Raw genomic sequence first — 24,116 nt, forward strand, 5'->3', positions numbered from 1 at the left:
CAGTAGCTTCTTGAGCAAAGCGGCCTTCCGTTCACTTGAATAACGAGCCATTCGACACTCTTTATCCTCCCCCGGTCTTCACTTGTAGATAGATCAGATCAGGCGACAACTATCCTGACACCGGGGGCTTCCATGGCGCCGTCGCTGAGGTTGTACCACAGCTACATGCAAGTGAATACGGGGGGGCGATTGGCGATGGTTGACGCCCGTTACCTGCCTTGGGATAGACGGGGTCGATGACCGTCAGCATCCTTGACCATGGGAGCACAGCCTCCATGCGGGCTAAGAATATATCTTTGCGGGGTTTGCGGAATTTAGCATTGAACTCGCTATCCGCGAAGGTGAGCTGGGGACTCATGCTGAACCTTACCCATGATGCCAAGTGGGGCTCATGCTCTCACGAAAAGGACTCGCCCCCCCCCCTTAAACCATGCCGTGAGGGCATGGCCTTGTCTATTTAGATGAGGAACTCGTCCAGCTGACGACCTTGCTCGAGTTGCTCAGCCAGGAACTTGGGTGTACGGCCCTGACCGGTCCAGGTTTTCTCTACGCCATTTTCAACATAACGGTATTTCGGGGGCCGAGGTGCTCGTTTCGCTTTAGCCGCAGTCGCTGCTGCTGGGGCACAGCCTACCAACTCAGTCGGGTCAATACCAGCCTGAGCCAACATCGCTTGGAACTCAGCCAGCTTTTGCTGACGTTCTGCATTGGCTGCTTGCTCTTTCTCTGCGTGCTCCAGACGCTCCAGATAAATCGATTCAATCTTCTCGTGGGCTTCTTGGAGTTGTTCCAGAGACAACTCACGCATTGCTGCACGTAGACTACGGATGTTCAACAGCACTTTCAGAAATTCACTCATAGATATCCTTAAATTAAATACGCAGGGATTGTTCTATAGCATACTAATGAGCACTGACGTGCTCAAGCGTCTTATCGTACTTGACTGCAACCGAAGTTGCGTTGTCCATCAGCAACCTTCGTTCTTTGTTTACTCAGATAAGCCATACGAAATAAAAATGCACTGAAATTTTCATCTAAGTTTCGCGCTGAATTACGGTCAAACTTGTATTGTGGATTTACAGGGAAGTTAACCAGCGTTGCATTATCAGGGTATGGGAGGCCCAACGCGCTGCACCACGCCTTCTGGATCCGAGTTCCCATGTTGTTAGCATCATAATCCCGATAATCTCCCAGGAAGGCATAAACATCTTTGTTAAACAGCAGCATCAGGTGGTAATGAGGTGATGCCGATGACTCCTGTTCCCGACACCAGATAACGGTTGGTAATGACGGAGACCCACGCCGTTTCTGACGGCAATGGTCTGCACGTAATTGGCTTTTTAGTGACTCCATAAAGCGAGTGATCACTGATGAATCTGAACGCTGTAAACAAGTCAGCGTATCCGTATCATCTTCAGGCGACTCACTAGCAAAGCGCAGATCCACACGCAGAGCATAAACACGAGGATACCTAGCCAGGGTACCGGAAACAACATCTAAGCTACGCCTTAAATAATTACTATTCATAGGGCCGTAACTATCTGTGTATAATCTAGTAAGTGCTTTCATCTTCAATACTGAATTTTTTAAGTGATTCAACATAGGAGTCCCTACCTTGGTGAATAGACACGGAGGTATAGTTATTGAATTAAATAAATAGATGTGCTTTTTGCTTAAGTAAATACACCATGCTCTGGATGCTATCCATAGTGGTACATGCTTAGAGGCATGTAGTCTTCACGCTACCCCATCGTTAGATTGCATAGCGTATATGCATCGTTAGTAGTGTGCATGGCTATGGATGTATATAATGGAGTGTGTATATATAATACATATACCGCTCTATATGTTATTTAAGCAACCTGACACACAACCTGCCCATATCTATATATACACTGAAATATATACATATGATTCCTAATTCATATGCAGTTATGATTCATCCATATATAACAACACTCTTAAGTTATTTAAGGATAGGTATCGCAATCGTTAATGCTGCATCTTACTGCATGGGTATGGAGCATATTCTTATCATCGTAATTGACTTCTCATGTCCATCAACGGTCTTTCAAAAAGTTCAACTGATGGTATCCCTAAATGGCGTCTTCCACGATACTCTACAAGTTCGTTAACATAAATCCTATCGTGAGTGCGTACTGAAGAGCGCCTAACAAGCCTAGGGTATTTTTTCCAAGATAAAGAAATATAGATTGACTGTTTCTTTTTAAAGCAAATGATATCTCCTCGAGCAATAAGAACTTCTATTGCATCTTCTAGCTTATTCAAATTACGAACGCAATGTGGTCCACTTCGTCTAATGTCACCTTTCAGAAACAGCTCATTATTCCAGTTATGAATAATCCACTCCAGTAGCTTATTAACATGTGCCTCGTCCACGAACTCCCTAGCCTCAGGTGATCTAAATATTATCAGTGCTTGATGCAAATATATTTCAGCCAGTGCAATGGCTGTCTGCATAGTTTCATGAGTCACAAGCGTGTTTCTGTAGTTTATGTTTTTAAATACATGAAGTGACGCCGCAATTCTTGACGCCTGCTCCATAAACTTTGAACCAAAATCTTTATAGTGTTCCAAATATTCCCCACGTCTCATCGCGTATTCAATGTCATTGAACTTGTCATTCCAAATTTCCTTAGCACTTTCTGTCAAATTCAGGCAATGACGCTCCTTGCCTTGTGCTATCATCTCTAGCCCTTCTTTCAGTAAAGAATCAATCCTGGAGTTAAATCTACCTAATTTAACTTTATCCTCTAGTGATGTGCTCTCATTTCTATCTTCTTGACGATAGCCAATCTCTGATTCAGGCTCACAAAGTAAAATTCGAGCATCTAATCCAGAGCTCCTCATCGCATCACCATTACTATCTCTGAATGTTCTATATATATCAGGCTGGATTTGCATGCTCAAAGTCAAACGAGCGCCTTCAATATGGACTTCATTGGCATTGGCTCTGTCAACACGTATACTTTGACCTGACCATAAAGAGTTAAACAATGCATTATCTTTCATCAGGTCACTCGATAATAGTGTCCCCGCTTCATCGGACACCAGAGCTAATGATGTATTTTTCCCTGCTAACATCGACTTCAGCTTTGCGACAGTTATATCCTCAGCTAAAATCCTCTTAACTACCGGAGCTATAGGCATAATCGCATGGTGAGTATGCCATGTCTCTATTAGAACGGGTTGCTCATCACCTTTTTTATAAATTTCATATAACTCTTTGCTTAACACTTTTTTCTTCATATTCCACAATTCTAGTTCGACCTGGTATTTCTGTTGTGCAGCTTCTACCTGCTCAGCCAAGCATTTTTCAAATTCACGGACTGGTTTCATGAGCATCTTATCGACCGTGCTTTTTCTCTCACCAGAAGCCGCTAGAATTAGAATGTAAAGTGATGCTGGTATTTTTATCTCACTTTTGGGGCTAATATCTACCAACTGCTGCGATGCGATAGCTATTACAGATAACATTTGAGTCAAGATCATAAATCTCGGGGCTTTTGTTTTATAGGCGACGACATCCAGTGGATCCCAAAGGGATTGATCTAACCGCTCAATGACAGCTTCAATGGCTCTGTGTTGATTCATTATTGACCTCCATTGCTTGACTACTTTGCGACCTAGTTGCGATCCATTGATTAACCTCGCTCTGACGCCAGCCTATCGCTGACTTGCCAAGCTTTATCGCCTTGGGAAAGCTGGGGTCGTGCCGAGAAGACTTGACATTCAACTTGTCATAAATTGTTGATCTAGCAAGGCTAATCATCTTTATAAGCTCCGGCATCCTAATGATGCAGTCTATTGCTTCTTGCATTATGTGATGTCCTTCTAACGTCTGATTGGATGAGCTCGCATTATGGTGGACCTGGGGGTAACGTGTCAGGGGGACAAATTACGGACCCAATCTTGGGCAAACACACGAACATTTATTGAACGAAATCCATATTTTGTGCGCGTAAATCGAGCAATCAACACTTACCAACATCAACTCAATCGTGTATATCCAACGATGCTTTCATCGAAACAGATCTTGAGTGTTCACAAACCGCACATACGCTCGACCACCCAGCAACGAACCCAACAGGTAAATCATGAAGACACATCCCTTTGCTGAATTTATCTACTCTGTAGAAGACACTCTTGGTCTTTGGTATAAGGCTCGGAAAACAGAGCAAACAAGTAAACGCCCTTTCGATGCGCACCGTGAACACTTTCAAAGTGTTGTTCCAGCAAAATCTGATAGAGATGAATACCGACCAAGACTAGAAAAAATATGTAGACGGCTACATGTCGGCAGTCATTTATCACCTGACATTCTTTCCAATCATGTTGATATATTGGAGAGTGTGTACATTGGTCTGGCTCGGCAACCCAATGTTGTTGAAGTATTCGCAGATGATATCAACCAGTTTTATATTGCTACCATATTAATCCCTCTAATATGTGCAGACATATTGATTTTCAAAGAGAAGGCTGATGAAAACTCCATCTACTATCATCTTAACCAGATCCTAGCAATAGAAGGACTGGTCACACTCGATGGTGAGCAGGTTAAACTCAGAAAAAGAACAGCACGAAAATATATGATTGACTATATAGATAACTATTTCACTGCAAATCGCGAGGTGCTTAAAGTCAATTATGAAAAACCTGCTTCGTTAATATTGGAACTACTAGAATACTTAGATGAACTACCTAAGAAAGGCAATCAAACATGTGTGACATTAAATCAAAAAATTGATGTGTGTAACAAGTTGTTCCTCAATAAAAACATTGAAAACTTTAGCATTCAACCAATTGCCGCAGCTTACACCGCGATTATCATCCTTCAAGATATCGATACCAAAACAAATATGTTTGGGTATTTCTGTCAAATTTACAATGCAATGTCCATAGAGGGTGATGAAGATGCTTTACAATCAAGCCTGCACGCAGCTCTTAATGAGAATTACAATGACATTGATATAAGTGAGTTTTTGGCATGTAAATATCTCAGCTATGAGCCCAAAAGACTCTTAAGCATCAAGAAGAAAAACAACTTAGACAACATTATTTATCACGCCCTTGAATTGTGTAAAACACGGTTACCATCTAACTATTTGGATATGCTAGCTCCATTCCCAACACAGGAATTATATTTGTCAAAGATGGTGTCTCTTCCACCTCAATTCGATATACCTATGGTAATCAGTGAAGATGCCATTTATTCAAAATATAAAACCGCCGCTATTGATATGAACATTATAGTGTTTGATAAAAAATCCATATTCGCTATTGCAGAACTAAAGCATAAAACTAAAAATCGAGTTGAAATGCATTATGCTCAATACACGCCATTAATCGATGCTCTGAACTGTATTAAACTAAATAATCCAGATGCGGCTTTAAAGATAGTTGAGAATGCAGTGAAGAAAAGTTACCCACTATTTGGCTTCATTAAGTATTCACTCGCAGTGCTTTACGTTGGACTCATGTATAAGCTAGAGAGAAGAAAAATAAAACATCAATCGTTAATGCAACAAGTAAATGACATTATAAATCACCAAGGGATTGTTTTCATCCCTGTAATTAGACCGTCTCATGTAACTACATCCACCAATATTTCTTGGCTTTCCGAAGATGATTATATCAAATATTCTATAATCACTGGAGATAATACTTATAACGCAATCATATTGCAGGCCATATACAGTTATAACTTCACTGTTGCACGGCACACCTCTACGGACAATAATCTAATTGATGCGAACAACTACAAATTTTTGAGAGTAAACCTTCTTGATATAAATTACGCCTCCTCGATGATCTGTCACGATTTACTAGAACGGTTTAATTCGATATCAGGAAAAATACTCGCTGGGTTAGATAAAGTGAACACGGAGTCAACACCTGAATTATTTGTAAGTGACCTAATAAGTACACACGTTATCTTACCTGAAGATTTAACTGACAACCTGATCCACTGTATAGGTGGTTCTTCACTCGGTATCTGTCTACTAGACCATTTATCGATTATATTGTTTTTATCTGTTCCTGGGGATGATGTTGAGAACATTATAGCATTGGGTAAAAATACTAAAGTTGTTGAACTATTGTTCAGGTATCAGCATTCTTTAACTAACTGAGGTTCATGTACAGGAGTCAGGGTAAAGGTCGAGGTGTTCTTGGTTCATACCGGAATTATACGGATAACAACTGGGTACGTAACTTCAGTTAACTAAGAGCAAGAACACCTTTTGATGTATGTCACTGCCAAACACATCTATGAATAATAATTTTAACATGTTTTTATTATTAGGTATATTTTCACTAGGCGAGGATGTTACAAACCATGGATTTATGCTCTGATGACATGACAGCGACCCAATCCGGCAGCATCTACTCTGGTGTATGGTTATACTTCCTTCCCTTATCCGTGAGATGCCAGCAATCTAAAAAAAAGAAAGCTCCGGATACTCTTTGATACAAATATCAAAAATATCTAAAATGTCAAACATATCACGCACAAACGAGTCTCATGTGTGCTAGTGGCTGCCGCCACAAAACCTCATATAAGGTTGCTTGAACTTTAATCTCTATGCATGGTGCATTGCGGTTATCGGACATTCTCATTACGACATTTAAAATGAACCATCTAATATCCGCCTCTCTATACTCCTATCTGTAGGAGTAATTTATTAAATTCATTTCCATCGGAAATTTTTATATGTTCCACCTTATTAAAGGCATGATCTGTACTGGCAAGTACACCCTGGAAAAATTTGATAATCCATTACCAAAAAATATTTTCAGATTTCACTGAATAATGTAGAAATGACATTAATTAACAAGCTAACTGAATTAATTTCTAATGTTTTGAGAGCCTCTGTATACTCATGCCTATAGTGTTCGCAAGGGTTATGATATCACATCCCCCTCGCACGAGTATCTCAGCATCATAATGTGGTGCAGCCCCATAAAGCTCCATTGGAAGCAAAAATGTTTTGAGCTGGGAAAAGATGTGTCCTCAAAGGTGGTCGTAATATTTGAGATCATGATCGTATCGCTCATGATATGAAAACTAGGGTGAGAGTGTTAATTTTATATGCCTCTTGCCACCAGCTGCAATGTAAGTTTCTTGATGCCTACGGTATCAACCTAGAATTGGATAAGCGACGCCTTGATGTGTTAACGCCGATACAATAACACCCCTCAATCACCGAGCGATGCCTCAAGGTAATGCGAATAACGAGCGATTGGCGATACGCGACTGGATGCCATGCTTTATTTTAGGCACAGATATTCACTTATCAGTGACAGCCGAGGATAGGAGGTCATACAACTGAAAAAGCCAGACAACAGTCTCTATCTCTCCACTCTCGGGCCTAAATAAAATACTGGACAGGTATTTACCCATCCAAATAGGTAAGTGGATGATGTTCCCGAACTTCGTCTTGGTAGATCAAGATTATCGCTTTTCCGGTCCGATTGAAAAGTAACTCAGATAGATATTATCAAGGGAGAGTAAACACATATCGCTGTGAAGCTGCTTGGGAGCGCCATTGCGGCCTCCCAAGTTATTGACCCTGGCATCGGGTGTCAGTCAGTCACAGATGCGCACTGCGAGCTGTTAAGGCGCCAGTCGTGCCACCAGTTTATCAACCACCTCCAACACCAGCTCTCTGTCCGCTGTATCGAGCTTGGCCAACTGTTGGCTGAGCACAATGCCTTGTTCGGTGGGGCGGTTGCTGGTCTCACGCAGGAAGTCTGCTAGCTCACACTCAAACAGCTGGGCGAGCTCTGCCAACCGCACTACGGTCGGCACCACGAGACCTCGCTCCATTCGGGAGACGGCTTCCATACCTATCTTTAAGTGCTCTGCCACTTGCTCCTGAGTCAGCCCCGCCTGCTGGCGTTGGCGTCCAATCGCTTTGCCCACGCTCTTGGCCAGCTCTTCAGAGTTGATGTTTGTCATACGTCCTCCAGTCAACCCTAATAGTTGACTATGGACCCTCATTGACATTAAGGACCCTTTGGGGTGAGGATCACCTCATTAGATCTAATTCAGTGAAGTAGTCACCCCAACATCGAAAGGAGTTCGACACGACCTAACCTCAACCCATCCCCTTGGTGGCATTTGACTATCAGCCCTCACCACCATTAACCCATTACGTTTACACCCGTTAGCCCGACAGGCTCGCCTCGTCGGTCAGGCATCCCTTTGCCATTTTTATTAAGGAGAGATCATGAATCGCACACTGCTTTATCCCTTGCTGCTGGCCTCTGGCCTATCACTGAGTGCCTGCAATGCAGAGTCTGCCGATGGCCCAGAATTCGATCTAGACGTGGAGTACACCGCTATTGGACGGCCTCAGATCGTCGTCACCTCGCTCAACGATCAAGTCACTATTCAGAAAGTGCTGATTAATGGCGGCAAGAGTAAATGTCGGGTGATGCTGCGCAATGACATCGGTGGTCAGCTTGGGGGGACCCATTTCCCACTCAAGCTCAATTACACCGAAAGCTGGCGGCTGGTCATGACCGAACCGTGCCGATTGAGAGAGGTCACCCTCTTTACCAATCTGGGCAATGCCTCTTACACCATTGAATAAGTCGTCTGGAGAGTGACATGACAGAAAGAATCAAACTGGCACTGTGGTGCACATGGTTATCGCTGTTTGCCTTACCAGCCTGGGCGGCGCCTGAATTCACGGTGCCAACGGTCACTCAGCGGGTACCGGCCAACATTGAGGGTACCCTCAATTTCGCCAGCATGCTGTTTTGGATAGAGACCTCGAAAGGGGAACGCATCATGCTGATGCCGCTGGATGAAGATGAGCCAAGGCTCATACCCAGGGTCAGCCAGCCGGTTGCCCTGAACGGTTTTATGCTCACCTATTCAGATGGCAGTCGTTACTTCGAGCCCTCCTTTGCCCCCGCGTCCACCGCATCAAGTACCACGTCATTTACCATCGTGAAAAATGGTGATGACAACATCGAGATCTGGCATGGGGGTGAAGTGCTGCTGCGCACCGATGAATATGACGCCATCAAACTCACGCACCGTTTGCCGCTGGCCAACGGGCAGGCGGTCTTGTTTGAGCTGCACAGTGGCGGTGTGGCATGCCCGGCGCTCTATCAGTTGGCGGTCGCTCAGACGGGGGCGCTGACCATGCTTTCACAACCCTTTGGTACCTGCAGCGATGAAGGCAAGCTGACCCCCGCCCCCAACGGTTTCACCCTCGACCTGCCCGGCAATCCTCGCCAGCGCTGGGTATGGGATGCCAACAGCTTGACGCTGCGTAAGCAGTCCTGACCACCAGCCACCACACATTCACCACCATCAGGGCACCTTCGGGTGCCCTCTTTTTTATGTCGCATTTTATTTAAGGAACGGTTCATGCCATTACCACAATCAGGGGATCACCTCGTTTCCCCCCGCACCGGTTACCAGCACCACGGTCTCTATCTGGGGGACCATCAGGTCATCCATTACCAAGGGGTCAGTGCCGGAATACATTCCGGTCAGATAGCTATCACCACGCTTGCCGAGTTTAGCCAAGGGCGGGGCTATCGCATCCAGCACCATAGCGCACGTGCCTATAACCAGGAGGAGAGTATCGACCGTGCTTACTCCCGTCTTGGAGAGGCGCACTACAGCACGCTCTTTAACAACTGCGAGCACTTCGTGCTCTGGTGCATCGAGGGCTTTCACTACAGCAAGCAGATTAATCAGCTGATTGCCACGGGGTGTATCGCACATCAGGCACTTCGCAGCGTGGCACATCAGCCGACCCTAGCAGCCCTGCCAGGCAGGGCCACCAGCACGGTACTGAACCCGTCAGCAACGACTGTGGTGACCGCTGCAGTCGGTGCGTTGCTGGGGAGCTCGGTCACCTCGCTGGCGGCGCCCTTGGCCGCCTCCTACGGCCTCTACCGCGCCTGGCGCTGGTTCAGGGATTAACGCCTCTCACATTCGATACGAAAGGACACACCATGATGACCATGCCATTTCACCTAGCAGGGATGGCCCTGCCGATTTCACCTGAGCTACCTGACTTGCTGCGCCGCGTCGTGCGGGAACAACAGCTCGACCTCACCCACCTCTCGACCCTGATCTTCAACTTTCGCTGCCCCGGCTACAGTGCCGAGACGGGTGGCGTCCATCCGGTAGAGCTGCGGCTTATTCGGGGATTACACGGCTGGGTCTTTGATTACATCACCGACTTCAGTTACCAGGGACTGGGCCAGGATGCCGAGCTCTGCAAGGAGCTCGACTTCAACCTCTCCTGCGACGAGCACTATCTGCAGGGCTGGGGACCACTGCCCGGCGTGGAAGCACGGGAGCTGTTTGCCCTGTGGCAGCGCAATTTCATTAGCTACGCCCAGTTGGGATATTTCAGCGTCACAGTCAGTGGGGAGTAGGAGGTGTGTGATGACTAACGAACTGCCGCTCTCCCATTACTCACGTCAGTGGCTGGGATTGGTCGCGGCCAAGGCTAAGCTAACCCCCACCCACAGTGGTCAGCGCTGGTTGCTGCACCTGACTCCTAGTCGCCCATATGCCCGCACCGTTACGCTGCACCTGCGCTGGTCTGGGGTGCAGTGGCAACTGCTCTCCCTCACCAATGCCGAGGATTGGCGCACCATGAGCCAGCACGTGGATGAAATCTGTGTGGACCCCACGCGTCGCTGTTTCTGGCGCTGTCAGGCTGGACCGGTGCCACTCACTGAGCAGCCCCGAGTACTGGGGCGCTTTCTGAGCGACCTGCAGCGTGCCTGCATTCATCACGGTTATCGTGTGGAGAGTGATCCCTTACCCCAAGAGGAGGCACTCGATGCCCAAACAACCGATAGCCGTTGAGCTTGAAGCGATTAATCGAGATGGCGAGACGCAGGTGGTACGTGACAGTAGCCTGACGGTTCAGGGCTACAGCGTCTACCTGCGGGCGGTGGAGGCAAGTGGCCTAGCCTTGGCTACCTGGGTAGCTGACTACGACGCTATCGGCCCAGCCTACCAACTGGCGGAACGGCTGAGTATTGCGCTGGCTATCCCGCTCACCGTGCAGGTCCCCGGATCGCTGATACCGGTGATGTGGGGACCCACAGCCGGAGCAAGAGCAAAAGCCACCACCAAGGCCAACTGAACTACCCTCAAAGTGAACCAACAACACCTCTGCATTTAGCCCCGGTATGCCTCGCGCTGCCGGGGTCTTTCTTTTTCTGGAGACCACCATGCGTTACCACAAACTCAAGGCCGGGGAATGCCCCGGCACCTATGTCGTCACCGAACCGGTGACTGAGCAAGACCTGCTGCGCATCGCCAATCAGATTGCCCGTAAACGCCTGGCCAAAGGCACCGCCATTACCAGCACCACCGAGGCCGCAGAGCGACTGCAAACCCTACTGCAAGACCGGGAGCATGAAGTGTTTGGCGCACTGTTCCTTGACTCCCAGCATCGCGTGCTGGCTTTTGAGGAGCTGTTTCGCGGCACCCTCGACAGCGCCAGCATCTACCCACGGGAGGTGGTCAAAAGGGCCTTGTTACTCAATTCCGGGGCCATCATTGCGGTCCACAATCACCCCAGTGGTGACCCAGAACCCAGTCACTCTGACCGGGTCTTTACCCAAGCCCTCAAAGAGGCCTTGGCCCTGGTCGATGTGCGATTGCTCGACCATCTGGTGGTCGGTGCTGAGGGCGTGGTGTCATTGGCCGAAAGAGGTCAGCTATGAACCAGACCTCAGGTAAAGACCACCTCACTACCCTCGATATCCTCCTCGAGCTGCGCTGCTGGCTTGCAGACAACGTCGAGATGCAGGCCGAGCCTGCTATCGTCGCTCATCTGCCCAATGGTTACCAGCTCACCCACGCTGACTGTATCGAGGCTATCGATACGCTGCTGCATCAGCTACGCCATTAGCTACTCAAAGAAGGGACAAGCACCATGCGATTACCCAATCCCTATTCCCTTGAGGAAACCCTCGAGAAGCTGCGCCATGGTCTGGCAGTCGCCAGCAACGAAGATGCATTGACGTTGCTGGAGAAGGCCGTCACCAAGGCGCGTGATGACGAGGCCTATGCCAAGCGGCTTGAAGAGACCCTGCTGCAAGGATCCACCATCGAGATCCGTGAATGTCTCAGCTGCTTTGGCGACTACTTCGAGCGCTCCCGAGACGCACCGCCCTACTACCCGCATCATGATGCCGTTAACGGCATTGATTGTGCACTCTACGCCATCCTGTTCGATGAGGCTTACCCAGACGCAGAGCAGGCACACGAATAACGCCAGCATCCCCAAACTAGGATCATCAGGTCCCACACCATGATCCGGATATCTCGACACAACCCACAAGGCCACCTCACCGAAGGTGGCCTTTTGCATTTTAAGGAACCATGCCCATGTCTGCCTTCATGATCGATCGCAAGGACTACCTGGCCTTTGCCGTACAGTTACACCGTTTTTGCAATGCTCCGATGCCACCGCACTACACCTTGGAGCTGCTGCGCTCCCTCTGGTGGAACTCACCAATGGATGTCACCAGTACCTGGACGTGGCGGGTAGACCGGCTGGTACGGCTGATGATGCTCGCCAATCGGCGGGCAGTCTGGCATCGCTATCAGCTGGGGCGTCAGCAGGAGCGTAAGGAACCACGCCAGCACCACTCGAACAAGCTGGGGCCACTTAAACCTGCGCACCGTTACCACCAGACGCCACTAACCGATAGCGAGCTGGTGGCTCTGTACAAATTCACCTGCTGCGCCCTGTACCAATCGAGTGAATGGAGCGGGAGCCCTGAGCAGGCTCCCCGTATGGTGAAGGTAATCCAGCAGTTACAGCAAGCGCTGGCGCAAGACGTGCTGACTCGACTGTCACTGTGGGAGCAAGCCCCTTGGGGAGAGATGTAATGGAGCTCTCCATCACCCTGACAGTGACAAGCTCACCACCGAGCTCAACAGCCCACCTAGCCCAACGTGTCGCCGATGACATGGCACACCTGCATCACCTTCTGGGAGATGAGGTAAGCGATGAACTGGGCATTAGCATCAGTTACTTAGTCGAACAATTTGCGCTGCTGGCAGCGGCTTACCGTGTACCAGCGGAAATGGAGAAACAACAATGATTACGTTCAACGATAGCTTTAGCCAGGCCACTTGGCTGAGGCTATTCAAGGTGTGGGAGAACGAACCGTGGGACGGCGTCACCCCGCTGCAGAGGAACTAATCCCCTCCCTGAAGGGAGGGTTCAATCATGGGCTGCCCATTCTGGCGGCTCTTTTTGTTTCATGGATAAACATCATGATCGAATTCAACGATAGCTTCACTCAGGTCGCTGTCGCTCAGGCCATGAGCGCACATGGCGATTTGCATAGGCTCATTACCTATCAGCTCACCTTCCCGACGTGGGCACACGACTATGACGAGACCGGCAAGCGCACTGGCCCCGACAAGATCAAGCCCGTGCCAACGATGCACAAGACCACGCTGTTCGTGAGTCCACTGGACATGGTGGACAACCTGCCCCGCGAGATTAACTTTGCGTGGTGGGAGCGTGAGTGCAACGACCTCGGCTATCCCGTTGGAGAGTGGCGACGCACCATTGTGGGTGCCTACTTCAACCACGGCACCAACGACAACCCAAACTGGAGCAGCCACACATGAGCATCGTCGAGCACATGACATGGGGACTGGGCACCCCGAACCTGCCCAAGCTGGGGGCTCGAGCCATTCTGCAACGTGGTTATGTTGATTTCTTGGGTGACCGTGCCGGTATGTACGGCGAGCCAGACGAGGCGTGGCGGGCCGAGTGCGACACAGTGCTGCCGCACTTCCTGCGTGAGTTAACCAAGATGGCCAAGGCATACCAGATATGCACCGACATGGACGAGGTGTTTCGCCTTGAACACAAGGGCTGGGTGTGTGAAGCCAGTCCGAGGCGCAGCTACGGCTACCTCTACCTCGACATCTACCACCCCGCTAACTAGCGGGGTGTTTGTTTCAAGGATAAGTATCATGAACAAGTTCTATCACGTGGGCACACTGGCCCGCTGTGAAGTCACCGCCCTGCTGCACACGCTGACGCACAATACAGCCGCCAATGCCGAGGGGATCCTCAACTACGTGGGCAGCAAGCTGAACCCCTACGACCCGCGCAAAGAGAAGGCCAAGGCACGGCACACATTGCGCCGGGTCAAGAAGGCTCTGAAGGTAGGGCGTATCCCGCTTGAGCTCACCGTGACGGGTTGCCGCATCGACCGTGGCAGCCATCAGGCAGACCGTTACTACTACGACCGGACGCTGCTGGCCCAGGGCTGGCAACAATACGATACCGAGGAAGACGCCTGGTATTTCGGCATCTGGATTCACACCGAGAAGCTGGAGACCTTTACCTACGCCGAAGGGGATACCAGCCATGTGATTGCACCGAACGTCGAGGCGTTTCGTGCCGAACTGGCGCGGCTCTACCAGTACCACCCGCAAGCCCCGGCGTTTATCAGCATCGACCCGGAAGCGGGCATTGTAACCTGCCACTTTGAAGCCAAACCGGAGGTGTGAGATGGCAAAAAACATCACCATCAAGGTACCCGGCAAACATCCGCAAACTGGCGAGTTCACCACCTTTGAGCTCAAGGGCCAGCGCATGGATATCGACATCGGCGGCCAGGCTGTGCCCTTCCTCATTCACGGGAGGGGGATAGGGACGTCGCTCACCCATATCCCGAGCGGCTATCGCATCGCGCTGCTCGGCGGCTGGCTCACCGCTCGTTACGCAATCCCCGAGAATAAGCCCAGCAGAACAGACTGCGCCCAGATGGCCATAGACCGACTGGTAGCCCAGTACGGCTCGCTACACCTGCTGGACCGCCTCAATTGCAAGCCTGTTATCAATCAGATGTAACGCACAGCCCAGACAACAAGGAGCGATGTAATGACCAACACCCTCCCTGCAACGCCGGACCCACTGGCAGGCCATTCGGTGATGCAGATGCTGGATGTCGCCATGAGTTCCATCATCGGCGATTACGATGACGCAGACCTGGTGCCAGAATGGCAATGGGTCAAGCAAAGGGCCTCCCATGAACATGTCGGTGTGAAGGATGACTTCGCCTATGAGTTCACCCTGAACCTGGCCATGGAGCTCAATGACATCCCGCCAGCACTACAACCCTTGCTCACTGCCGCCCAGCTGGTCGGTGTGAACTACATCCTGTTTTACAACGGCTAGCCACCGCGACCATCTCATCGCTCATCAACAAACAACATAAAGGGCCAGCCCTCACAGGCTGGCCCTTTGCATCATTGGAGTCACCGAACATGACCCGTCTTATCACTGGGCTCAAGGTACATCGCTATACCCCGAGCTGAACAAACTGCATCTGCTGGAGTGACGAAAAAATACTGTTTTTCTTTACAGTGAAACTATGCCTCTGGGTCAAATGAGTGATAGACTCCCCACAATTACTGAAGACTGGATTCGACTATGAACATTGCATTGCAGCTCAACTCCCTGGATGAAATCCAGAACTATCAAAACCCTAGCCTTAAAGAAGACCGCCATCTCATGGAAATGGTCCTTGAAATCTATGATCAGAAACAAATCGCTGAGAAGCTGCGTGAAATAGGTGACAGCGAATGGACCCGAGAGGGGCTCAATCGCTGGCTCAACGGAAAAGTTGAACAAAAGCCACTGACGCATAACGAAACCGAGATGCTAAAAGGACTACTGCCTTCACCACCTAAGCATCACGGAAACTATGATTTCAAGTTTATCGATCTATTTGCCGGCATTGGTGGTATCCGCAAAGGATTCGAGGACATTGGCGGCCAGTGTGTATTTACCAGTGAGTGGAACGAGCAGGCAGTCAGGACCTACAAGGCCAACTGGTATTGTGACAAAGATCATCACAAGTTCAACTCCGATATACGTGAAATCACTATGCCGGATAATGAAAACCGTGACTTTGTTTATGCTCATATTGACAAGGAGATCCCGGATCATGATGTGCTGCTGGCTGGTTTCCCATGCCAGCCATTCTCCTTGGCCGGTGTATCCAAAAAGAACTCGCTTGGCCGTGCCCATGGTTTTGAGTGCGAGGCTCAAGGGACCCTGTTCTTTGATGTCGCACGGATCATCGATGCTAAGCGGCCAACTGCGTTCGTCTTAGAAAACGTCAAGAACCTTAAAAGTCATGATAAGGGCAATACTTTTAGAGTAATCAAGGAGGCTCTGACTGAACTGGGTTATTGGATCGCTGATCTTGATGTAAATGGCCCAAATGATCCCAAGATCATCGATGGAAAACATTTTATTCCACAACACCGAGAACGAATTGTTCTCGTGGGGTTCAGAAAGGATTTAAATTTGCACGAAGGTTTCTCACTTAAGGAGATATCCAAGCTATTTCCTGCAAAGAGAATTACATTTTCCGACTTGCTCGAACCCGTTGAGCGACTTGATCCTAAATATATCTTGACACCCAAGCTGTGGTCATATCTTTATCAATATGCCAAGAAACACCAAGCAAAAGGTAATGGCTTTGGGTATGGACTTGTCAATCCTGAAAATCCTGCAACCGTTGCTAGAACTCTATCTGCCCGCTATCACAAAGATGGTTCAGAAATTCTGATTGATCGTGGCTGGGACATGCAGCTGGCAGAGGTAGACTTCAATAATGAAGAAAACCAGCAAAAACGCCCACGTCGTCTGACACCTAGGGAATGTGCCAGATTGATGGGGTTTGAACAACCGGGAGAATACAACTTCAGGATACCAGTCTCCGATACACAAGCATATCGGCAATTCGGCAATTCGGTAGTTGTCCCTGTGTTTGCTGCTGTGGCCAAGATGATGAAACCACTTTTATTAAAGTCTAAAAACAAGGCCTAATAAATTTAGTTGTTTTATATCTATCGAGGTGCCCGTCAATTTGATGATGGGCATTTTATTTGTTTTTTATTAAACATTTAAAACTAATACCTACTTGGTATTTACTTACTGTTAATTATAGTGATGGGGTACGTTATGGAAAAGTCAAAAACACTCAATGCTTTAAATACTGATTTTCGTATGATCGGATTGTCAGCAGATTGGATTTATCAAACGTGGCTAATAAAAGGTTCTCTAACTAAAGGGACTGTTATTTTTGAAAACGAAGATAATGCTACATACGAGCTTGTTGATTTTTATTATGAAGACGAACAGCGTGTAGAGAACATTTTATGCTCTGGCTCTCTAAGAGACGTTATAGAGTTTTCTTCTTGTTTAAAACAAACAAGATGATAGGCGAGATCAACTCTGAAATACCGTGCCGTTCAAAAATTAGGCAGCCTAGAGTGGCTCATCAAACACCACATAGGGCTGCCGAAATCCCAAGCATACGCTGAGCCTGAAACTTAACTACCGTTCGAAGCCAAGCAGGACGTTGAGCAGCACTAAGCTTTGCTCTCCGACATACTGTCGCGTCAAGCCATCAACGCAATCGTTCCCATGGGCAATATAGATGAGCACTGCATTGCTATGGGTTGGCATGCTGAAGATGACAGTCAGCAAGCTGACCAGTATGGTCAAATCCCCGAAAAAACCAAATTGATTGGATGAACCTTTTTGGGGTCTTGGTGGGTCAGTGAAAAAACTAGGATTAAACCTAGCTTAAACCAAGCCAAAAAAAATAAAATCAATAAAATCAACGCTTTGGTTTTTTGTGTGAATCTTTTTGTTGGTGCTTTTCGAATTCTCGATCTACGATGCTCCTACTTTTCCAATGTAGGAGCTCGGACATGTCTGCCAAAACTCACTTTCCATCAGCATTCGAACACTTCTTCACATCAGTGAACGATTTGACTCTTATGTTGAAAAGCCTCGGCATCCAAAAAGCTATCCTTAAACCACTGCCGAAAAACGCAAATGACAAGAATCAGATTTATTTCGCTAGTGACTTCAGCGTGCTGTACAACCTTTTTGACATTACGCTGGCCGAACGCGGACCCAGTTTCAGCAGCACCAAGGACTCGTCTACTCCGGGTAGTCTGATCCCGGAAGGGGTATTCAACGACTTCTCATGGTGCAAGCGTGATGGAACTTTGGTTAAGGCCAAGAACGTCAAGGTTATTATCTACACGCAATATCCCGAGGCGCGCCTGTCAGGATTCATCAGTGTAGAAAACGACATGCCTCAATCGCTGTCAGTTAGTTTCATGAAGGACAATCCGGAATGTAAACGCATTCTTGTTCTTGGCAGCCTGCCAGGTGGGGCATGTATTGCACTTGTGATCATCAACTACACCGATAGTTTTGCTGCTGATGTGGCAGCCCTGCCGGGGATGGAAGGGTCACGTATATGCAAACAGATAACAATCGAGCAGGACCACAGAAGTAACCTACTCAAGCAATTATCCGGTGTAGTAAAAACGCCACGGAAGGGATGTCGACTAGATGCATACGGGAACACTCTCCCGTTCACTGGTACCCAAGTGTGTGGATATACTCTGGAACATGCCTTGGGCATCGTCCCCAACTCGGACAAAGATGGTGATATTAACGGGATAGAACTGAAAACCCATACTCAAGAAAAAGTAACGCTCTTCACACCAGAACCGGATTTCGGTCCGTACACAGATGATTTTGCAAAGTTCATGATGATGTATGGCTATCAGTCGGCTGGGAAGAACGAATACCGTCTGACAGGTGTTCATCGTGCAAATGAACGCAATAAAAAGACCGGTCTGACACTAAAAATTCGTGAATATCGCCCAGCCAACCCAGACGATAAAAAGTCTGACTGGGTGCGTGATGCCAATGGAGATAAAGTAGCATTTCCATATGACAGATCTACTTCATTGACATCCAAACTGAACGCCGTTGAAGTAGTTCTTGAAGATGATGCCGGAAAGGTTGCAGCAGGCTGGAGTCTGACTCGTCTGATGAATACTTGGGGGGTAAAACACAATGATGTGGTGTATCTCTCGGCAAGTAAGACGGCGAATGAAGATCAAGCTGAGAGAGAACTGGGATATGAATTCAAGGTTCGCTTTGAGCCCAAGGTAATCTTGTGTCAGCGGACATCAGCAGAGCATCTTCTGAAAGCTATCAATGATGGTGTCATTTTCCTAGATCCTGCCCCCAAATATGTACCCGATGATGTGTCAAAGAACAAGCGGCGTTCACAGTGGCGAGTTAATGATATCCGTAAGGCTGTCTATTCGTTGTATGATGATGTTAATATTTTTAATCTTGTCGACGCTTGATGCTTATTTAATTGTTCTGACCGCCCTGTACCAGAATAATATGACACTGTCAGTTCAAGGCGGCATATCCACAATTCAGAAAGTAATGCTTTTTTTCATCCATATTAGAAAAATCCTTTATTGCTTTAGCAATAAAGGATTTTCCAATCTCGATGACATGGGGAGGTTCATCCCTCAATGTTCTCATTAATTCTAGAATCTTCGAGCATTTTTGCCGTTACAGGATGAGAAAGCGAGCCATTAGCTGCAAGGACTATATTCTGAGCTAGCTTAGCAATAGATGTATCAAGTGTTCCAATAACATGAAAATTTTCAACAGGTACATCGATATACTTTAATTTCTTATTTCCATCAAATGATGTCTTGTAGTCGCTAGTCTCACAATTACGTTTTCCAAGTTCATCCAATTGTTTCGAGTCAATACGGTACGCAATAAGAAGTACCTTATTTCGCAACGAAGGATCTTGCAACAAGTAACCAGGGCTCAATTCATCGTTCCACTTTGGTTTCACCATAACCATATGGAGTGTATTAATTCCCATATTGGCTAAATCCTTCATCACATTCAACTGACCAAAATTCAAGCCAAAGCATAAACGATTATTTCTATAAAACGGATATTTATGTTTTACTTCAAACTGCATCAACCTTCCATCTGCAAAGGATACGATGTTATCTACATCCCATAGTGCAGTGAAAAAGGGACTTATCACACAGTTTTTGAAAAGACGATGTAGAACGACATCATTGAATAGCCTTTCGTTATAAATCCCCTTAAGCCCTCCCCAGAAAGCTTGCATGTACCTCTTATCATTGCTCACTCTTTCAGCTGGAGCATGATATTGCAACTTAGGTATGTTGCGCTTCTTCATCATGTATTGCTGAACAGGTTCTTTGACTTTTTGAGAATTCCAGCTATCTAGAATGAAATCAAAATCTATCCGATCGTAGGTGCATTCAATAAGGACATGTCTTTTGGAATAAAGCCTCTCTTTCAGCGATATTGTATCTTGAAATTTCTCATCATATATCCACAACCACCAAGCTGGTTTTTTCCAGCCACGTACGGGATCCTTATACGACGATTTAACCAAGGCTATAGGGAGAGTGATGATTCCAATGTTGTGTAACATTTCAACAAACTGTCTGAAATATCCTTCAACTATCAGCCCTTCCAACATTTGGTGCTTGTCATGGCGCAGCAAACTTTGCAGGCAGTCATCCGACTCGAGTTCAAGTCGATCAAGTGGTCCCATAGGAGTAATTAGTGACATGGTATTCCATTATGACGCTACAGAGTGAGATGCAATTGTATCCGTCAAGGAAGATAACAGCAATATATCATGTGGTTACATGAAAAACACATCACGGAAGGTTCCCAATGAGTGCAAAAAATCGACATGGTTGGTGCAAAGACAGGCTCTCGCCTGATGTCCGGAATACAGCTCAAGAATACAAAACCCGAGCTGATGCTCCGTCGTTTATTCCACTTAGAGAGGATTTCTATTCAGGCTGATGGGCATTGTTGAAGATAGTGGTGGTGAGCAGATTGCCACGCGGCCAGTTAGCTCCATTCAATGGGAGGCAACGTCGACATTCGTTACTTCGTGATTCACAGGGGCCATGATCGTTCAACTGCACCAGAATACGCAGTGTGACTCTGTCATCAATGAGGTATTTCATTTCTGAGCCGCTCGGCTTAGTACGGCAAATGTGGGTTCAAGTGTGGGTTCAAAACTAAAAAAGCACTTCCAGTTAAATGAAAGTGCTTTTGTTTTCAGTTGCTTAGCTGTTATGGCTTAGTTCATGCCGTAACGCTTGAGCTTCTTGCGCAGGGTACCACGGTTGATGCCCATCATCACGGCGGCGCGAGTCTGGTTACCGCGGGTGTACTGCATGATCACGTCCAGCATCGGCGCTTCGACTTCGGAAAGAACCATATCGTACAGATCAATCACTTCCTGACCGTTCAACTGGGCCAGGTAGTTACGCAGGGCCTGTTGCACAGAGTCACGCAGGGGGCGCTGGGTCGGCTCGGCAGCGTGATTGTGAGTAGTTGTTACCAATGCATCAGAAGTCAGGGTTTGTTCGAACATATTCGGTCGGCTCTTTAGTTATGCGTTAACCTAATCCATCGAAATACGCTTCGAGTGCCTCAAGTTGTGCGTCTGCACAATCCAGGGCATTGAAGTGCTTACGGAATTCTCGGCCCGTCTCTTCTTCATCCAGATACCAGCCCACGTGTTTACGGGCTATGCGCGCTCCCAGATATGCACCATAAAACTGGTGCAGGTTGGTTACATGCTCGTTCATCAGGGTGCGAACCTCTTCCCTTTCGGGAGGCGGCAGCTTGGTGCCCGTCTCAAGAAAATGACGGATTTCCCGGAAAATCCAGGGTCGTCCTTGCGCAGCGCGGCCGATCATCACGGCGTCGACGCCGGTATAGTCGAGGACATACCGGGCCTTTTCCGGGCTGTTGATGTCGCCATTGGCGACAACAGGAATCGATACGGCCTGCTTAATCGCCCTGATAGTGTCGTACTCCGCTTCGCCCTTGTAGAGGCAGGCACGGGTACGACCATGCACGGCGAGGGCCGCGATACCGCAATCTTCGGCGATTCGGGCGATCTCCACGCCATTGCGGTTATCCGGATCCCATCCTGTGCGGATCTTCAAGGTGACAGGCACCTCCACTGCATCCACCACGGCCCGGCAAATTGCTTTGACCTGATCGGGGTATCGCAGCAGGGCTGAACCTGCCAGCTTCTTATTCACTTTTTTTGCCGGACATCCCATGTTGATGTCGACGATCTGTGCGCCCTGCTCCACGTTGTAGCGGGCAGCAAACGCCATCATCTCGGGGTCGGCTCCGGCAATCTGGACCGATCGCAAACCGCCTTCTGCAGAGTGATCCATCCTCATCCGGGTTTTCTGGGTATCCCAGACATCCGGGTTGGCCAGCAGCATCTCGGAAACGGCCATGCCGGCCCCCAGTCGCAAACAAAGTTCACGGAATGGTCGGTCAGTTACACCGGCCATGGGAGCCACGATCAAGGGAGTTTCAAGCGTGTGGGGACCTATCTGCATTCCACGGTTACCATCGGCTTAGGGCGGCGTATATTACGCATTTTTTAGGCAGGAGAAAAGGTTAGTATTTGAGCGTCAGCCATTTTTTTCTGAAAAAAACGTCGCGCCAAGGCTTGCAAATTCTGGAGTTATTGAAAAACGGCCAGATTGACCGTCAGTGAGTGCTGTACCATTCGGACCAGCCCCTTGCATAATTGTCTGTCCACTTGTCGGCCTCGTTTGCGTTATGATGGCGGGCTTATGCGAGCAAAAGCTCCAAACATTTTTGCAACAATGCGGATTGGGGATCTATGACGTCAAGGTTCATTACATCACTCTGGCCGTGTCTGCTAGGTGCCGTGCTGGGGTCGGCGCAGGCACAGACCATCAGTTTCAGCGAGGCCTGGACCCGGGTCATCCAGCAGGATGAGGGGCTGGCCGCCGAACAGGCAGGGGTGGATCGCGCCAAGCAGTTGCGCGAGGCTGCCAAATCCATGTATCTGCCCAAGGTAGATGTGGGCGCCAGCTATACCCACCTCGATCAGCCGATGGAACTCGACATGATGGATCTCAACCCCATCGCCAACCATCCGGAGATGATCAAGGCGCTGCAGGGCATACTGAGCCAATTTCCGGTACCACTTCCCCAACTCTCACATGACGACTTCGTTACACCTCTCACCAAGCAGAATGTCGTGACCAGCTCGGTCAAGATGCTCTGGCCGCTCTTTACCGGCGGTCGCATCGATGCGGCGCAGGACATTCGCCAGGCGCAGGTGAGCGAGGCGCAACAGCTGCTGGTGCTCAAGGAGCAGTCCACTTTCGAGAGCCTATCCCAGGCCTATTTCGGTGTGGTGCTGGCAGGTCAGGTGGTACAGACCAAGCAGGATATTGAGGACGGGCTGGCCCGCCATCTGGATCACGCCAGGAAGCTCGAAGCGCAGGGGCAGATTGCCAAGGTGGAGCGCCTCTCTGCCCAGTCGGCCTATGACCGTGCCCGCATCGATACCCAGAAGGCGCGTCGCAGCCTCGAGATCGCCGAACTGGCCCTTGGCCGCATGCTGAAGTTGCCAGATGCCCAGCCGGGCAGCGGCCTGTTCGTCAATGAGGAGCTGCCGCGCCTCGATGGGCTGGTGCAACAGACCCTGGAAGTACACCCCGGCCTCAAGTTGCTCAGCGCCAAGAAAGAGCAGGCCAAGGGGATGATCCGGGTCGAGCAGGGCAAATATGCCCCCGAGGTGTTCCTGTTCGGTAACTACAACCTCTATGAAGATGATTCGATAGCTTCCAAGACCGCGCCGGACTGGCTGGTGGGGGTGGGTGTCAGCATGCCGCTGGTGAGCCGCGATGGCCGCTCCGAGACGGTGCAGGCCGCCAAGAGCGCCGAGCTGCAGGTCAATCTGCTGCAGGCCAAGACCCGCGATGATCTGAAGCTGCTGGTGGAGAAGACCTGGCGTGAAGCGGCGCAGGGGCTGGAGGAGTATCAATCGCTCTCTTCCACCCAGGCGCTGGCCGAGGAGAACGTGCTGCTGCGGGACAAAGCCTTCGGGCAGGGGCTTTCCACGTCACTCGATGTAGTGGATGCCCAGAACCAGCTGGCGGGGGTCAAGACCCAGCGCGCGGCGGCAGCTTATCAATATGTGGTGTCGCTGGCCCGTCTGCTGGCACTCTCCGGCCAGATGAACAGTTTCAATCAATATCAGCACGGTCAGGTGATCGAGGTGAACTCATGATCGCACTTCAGTCCGTGCCTTTTTCTATCTCTGTTTCGACCGCCAAGGGTCGCCCGTTTGTCGAGGTG

Annotated in this window: 29 protein-coding genes and 1 pseudogene; 21 read left to right on the forward strand and 9 right to left on the reverse strand. The window is 48.8% G+C overall.

Annotated features, from left to right (window positions below; translation table 11 throughout):
• Positions 1 to 164: 164 nt before the first annotated feature.
• The 5 genes and pseudogenes from AAHA41_RS00005 to AAHA41_RS00025 form a co-directional block, all read right to left on the reverse strand.
• Positions 165 to 358 (reverse strand): annotated as a pseudogene (locus tag AAHA41_RS00005) (hypothetical protein); the annotation flags it as partial.
• A 99-nt stretch (positions 359 to 457) separates the two neighbouring features.
• A complete protein-coding gene (locus AAHA41_RS00010; protein WP_029303618.1) occupies positions 458 to 859 on the reverse strand; it encodes an H-NS family nucleoid-associated regulatory protein in 402 nt (133 codons plus the stop codon).
• A gap of 71 nt (positions 860 to 930) precedes the next feature.
• A complete protein-coding gene (locus AAHA41_RS00015; protein ID WP_196249023.1) occupies positions 931 to 1,602 on the reverse strand; it encodes an inovirus Gp2 family protein in 672 nt (223 codons plus the stop codon).
• A 432-nt stretch (positions 1,603 to 2,034) separates the two neighbouring features.
• Positions 2,035 to 3,615: a YfjI family protein gene (locus tag AAHA41_RS00020; protein WP_323071535.1), complete on the reverse strand. Its 1,581-nt coding sequence runs from the start codon at positions 3,613 to 3,615 to the stop codon at positions 2,035 to 2,037.
• Entirely contained in the window at positions 3,593 to 3,841 is a 249-nt protein-coding gene (locus tag AAHA41_RS00025; protein ID WP_342697299.1) for an AlpA family phage regulatory protein, read from the reverse strand. The genes AAHA41_RS00020 and AAHA41_RS00025 overlap by 23 nt, the downstream gene beginning before the upstream one ends.
• Before the next feature lie 277 nt (positions 3,842 to 4,118).
• On the opposite strand from AAHA41_RS00025, the gene AAHA41_RS00030 reads away from it, so the two are divergent.
• Positions 4,119 to 6,152 (forward strand): hypothetical protein, encoded by a 2,034-nt coding sequence (locus AAHA41_RS00030; RefSeq protein WP_323071532.1) that lies wholly within the window; start codon positions 4,119 to 4,121, stop codon positions 6,150 to 6,152.
• 1,484 nt (positions 6,153 to 7,636) lie between these two features.
• On the opposite strand, the gene AAHA41_RS00035 is transcribed toward AAHA41_RS00030, so the two are convergent.
• A complete protein-coding gene (locus AAHA41_RS00035) occupies positions 7,637 to 7,981 on the reverse strand; it encodes a helix-turn-helix transcriptional regulator (RefSeq protein ID WP_323071079.1) in 345 nt (114 codons plus the stop codon).
• Between the two features lie 271 nt (positions 7,982 to 8,252).
• Between AAHA41_RS00035 and AAHA41_RS00040 the strand changes: the two genes are divergently transcribed.
• From AAHA41_RS00040 to AAHA41_RS00130, 19 genes are all read left to right on the forward strand, one after another.
• A complete protein-coding gene (locus AAHA41_RS00040) occupies positions 8,253 to 8,618 on the forward strand; it encodes a hypothetical protein (protein ID WP_323071080.1) in 366 nt (121 codons plus the stop codon).
• A gap of 17 nt (positions 8,619 to 8,635) precedes the next feature.
• Positions 8,636 to 9,322, forward strand: coding sequence for a hypothetical protein (locus AAHA41_RS00045; RefSeq protein ID WP_323071081.1), 687 nt, complete (start codon positions 8,636 to 8,638; stop codon positions 9,320 to 9,322).
• A gap of 84 nt (positions 9,323 to 9,406) precedes the next feature.
• Entirely contained in the window at positions 9,407 to 9,970 is a 564-nt protein-coding gene (locus tag AAHA41_RS00050) for a lecithin retinol acyltransferase family protein (RefSeq protein ID WP_236271294.1), read from the forward strand.
• A 35-nt stretch (positions 9,971 to 10,005) separates the two neighbouring features.
• Positions 10,006 to 10,431 carry a DUF2787 family protein gene (locus tag AAHA41_RS00055; protein WP_323071102.1) on the forward strand — a complete coding sequence of 142 codons (426 nt, stop codon included), beginning with the start codon at positions 10,006 to 10,008 and terminating at the stop codon, positions 10,429 to 10,431.
• Positions 10,432 to 10,441: 10 nt separating this feature from the next.
• Positions 10,442 to 10,870 carry a hypothetical protein gene (locus tag AAHA41_RS00060; protein WP_323071082.1) on the forward strand — a complete coding sequence of 143 codons (429 nt, stop codon included), beginning with the start codon at positions 10,442 to 10,444 and terminating at the stop codon, positions 10,868 to 10,870.
• A gap of 34 nt (positions 10,871 to 10,904) precedes the next feature.
• A complete protein-coding gene (locus AAHA41_RS00065; protein WP_236271292.1) occupies positions 10,905 to 11,153 on the forward strand; it encodes a hypothetical protein in 249 nt (82 codons plus the stop codon).
• A gap of 88 nt (positions 11,154 to 11,241) precedes the next feature.
• Positions 11,242 to 11,739: a DNA repair protein RadC gene (gene radC, locus AAHA41_RS00070; RefSeq protein ID WP_094698189.1), complete on the forward strand. Its 498-nt coding sequence runs from the start codon at positions 11,242 to 11,244 to the stop codon at positions 11,737 to 11,739.
• Positions 11,736 to 11,927 (forward strand): hypothetical protein, encoded by a 192-nt coding sequence (locus tag AAHA41_RS00075; RefSeq protein ID WP_094698190.1) that lies wholly within the window; start codon positions 11,736 to 11,738, stop codon positions 11,925 to 11,927. Before radC ends, AAHA41_RS00075 begins: the two co-directional genes overlap by 4 nt.
• A 24-nt stretch (positions 11,928 to 11,951) precedes the next feature.
• Positions 11,952 to 12,290, forward strand: a complete 339-nt coding sequence (locus AAHA41_RS00080) for a hypothetical protein (RefSeq protein WP_323071083.1) — start codon at positions 11,952 to 11,954, stop codon at positions 12,288 to 12,290.
• Between the two features lie 116 nt (positions 12,291 to 12,406).
• A complete protein-coding gene (locus AAHA41_RS00085) occupies positions 12,407 to 12,913 on the forward strand; it encodes a hypothetical protein (protein WP_094698191.1) in 507 nt (168 codons plus the stop codon).
• Positions 12,913 to 13,128 (forward strand): hypothetical protein, encoded by a 216-nt coding sequence (locus tag AAHA41_RS00090; RefSeq protein ID WP_201929425.1) that lies wholly within the window; start codon positions 12,913 to 12,915, stop codon positions 13,126 to 13,128. Before AAHA41_RS00085 ends, AAHA41_RS00090 begins: the two co-directional genes overlap by 1 nt.
• Before the next feature lie 175 nt (positions 13,129 to 13,303).
• On the forward strand, positions 13,304 to 13,666 hold the full coding sequence (locus AAHA41_RS00095; RefSeq protein WP_268016962.1) for a hypothetical protein: 363 nt from the start codon (positions 13,304 to 13,306) through the stop codon (positions 13,664 to 13,666).
• The gene (locus tag AAHA41_RS00100) at positions 13,663 to 13,989 is read left to right on the forward strand and encodes a type IV toxin-antitoxin system YeeU family antitoxin (protein ID WP_270688955.1); all 327 of its coding nucleotides are present in this window, start codon (positions 13,663 to 13,665) and stop codon (positions 13,987 to 13,989) included. Before AAHA41_RS00095 ends, AAHA41_RS00100 begins: the two co-directional genes overlap by 4 nt.
• 28 nt (positions 13,990 to 14,017) lie before the next feature.
• Positions 14,018 to 14,560: a hypothetical protein gene (locus AAHA41_RS00105; protein WP_323071086.1), complete on the forward strand. Its 543-nt coding sequence runs from the start codon at positions 14,018 to 14,020 to the stop codon at positions 14,558 to 14,560.
• 1 nt (position 14,561) lies between these two features.
• Positions 14,562 to 14,903, forward strand: a complete 342-nt coding sequence (locus AAHA41_RS00110) for a hypothetical protein (RefSeq protein WP_323071088.1) — start codon at positions 14,562 to 14,564, stop codon at positions 14,901 to 14,903.
• A 30-nt stretch (positions 14,904 to 14,933) separates the two neighbouring features.
• On the forward strand, positions 14,934 to 15,230 hold the full coding sequence (locus AAHA41_RS00115) for a hypothetical protein (RefSeq protein WP_323071089.1): 297 nt from the start codon (positions 14,934 to 14,936) through the stop codon (positions 15,228 to 15,230).
• A gap of 255 nt (positions 15,231 to 15,485) precedes the next feature.
• Positions 15,486 to 16,892, forward strand: coding sequence for a DNA cytosine methyltransferase (locus AAHA41_RS00120; protein WP_323071091.1), 1,407 nt, complete (start codon positions 15,486 to 15,488; stop codon positions 16,890 to 16,892).
• A gap of 135 nt (positions 16,893 to 17,027) precedes the next feature.
• A complete protein-coding gene (locus AAHA41_RS00125) occupies positions 17,028 to 17,285 on the forward strand; it encodes a hypothetical protein (RefSeq protein ID WP_323071092.1) in 258 nt (85 codons plus the stop codon).
• Between the two features lie 497 nt (positions 17,286 to 17,782).
• A complete protein-coding gene (locus AAHA41_RS00130; RefSeq protein ID WP_323071093.1) occupies positions 17,783 to 19,249 on the forward strand; it encodes an MvaI/BcnI family restriction endonuclease in 1,467 nt (488 codons plus the stop codon).
• A 167-nt stretch (positions 19,250 to 19,416) separates the two neighbouring features.
• On the opposite strand, the gene AAHA41_RS00135 is transcribed toward AAHA41_RS00130, so the two are convergent.
• The 3 genes from AAHA41_RS00135 to dusB all read right to left on the reverse strand — a co-directional run bounded on the left by AAHA41_RS00135 (position 19,417) and on the right by dusB (position 22,336).
• Entirely contained in the window at positions 19,417 to 20,523 is a 1,107-nt protein-coding gene (locus AAHA41_RS00135) for a hypothetical protein (protein ID WP_323071095.1), read from the reverse strand.
• Positions 20,524 to 21,048: 525 nt separating this feature from the next.
• Entirely contained in the window at positions 21,049 to 21,345 is a 297-nt protein-coding gene (gene fis / locus AAHA41_RS00140) for a DNA-binding transcriptional regulator Fis (protein WP_005309538.1), read from the reverse strand.
• A gap of 25 nt (positions 21,346 to 21,370) precedes the next feature.
• Positions 21,371 to 22,336 carry a tRNA dihydrouridine synthase DusB gene (gene dusB / locus AAHA41_RS00145; protein WP_033114933.1) on the reverse strand — a complete coding sequence of 322 codons (966 nt, stop codon included), beginning with the start codon at positions 22,334 to 22,336 and terminating at the stop codon, positions 21,371 to 21,373.
• A gap of 290 nt (positions 22,337 to 22,626) precedes the next feature.
• Here dusB and AAHA41_RS00150 point away from each other — a divergent pair, with 290 nt between their 5' ends.
• Complete coding sequence (locus AAHA41_RS00150) at positions 22,627 to 24,048, forward strand: TolC family protein (protein WP_323071096.1); 1,422 nt, start codon at positions 22,627 to 22,629, stop codon at positions 24,046 to 24,048.
• Positions 24,049 to 24,116: the final 68 nt, after the last annotated feature.

Origin of the sequence: Aeromonas sp. SER (assembly GCF_038739615.1) — a bacterium.
GTDB lineage: Bacteria > Pseudomonadota > Gammaproteobacteria > Enterobacterales > Aeromonadaceae > Aeromonas > Aeromonas jandaei.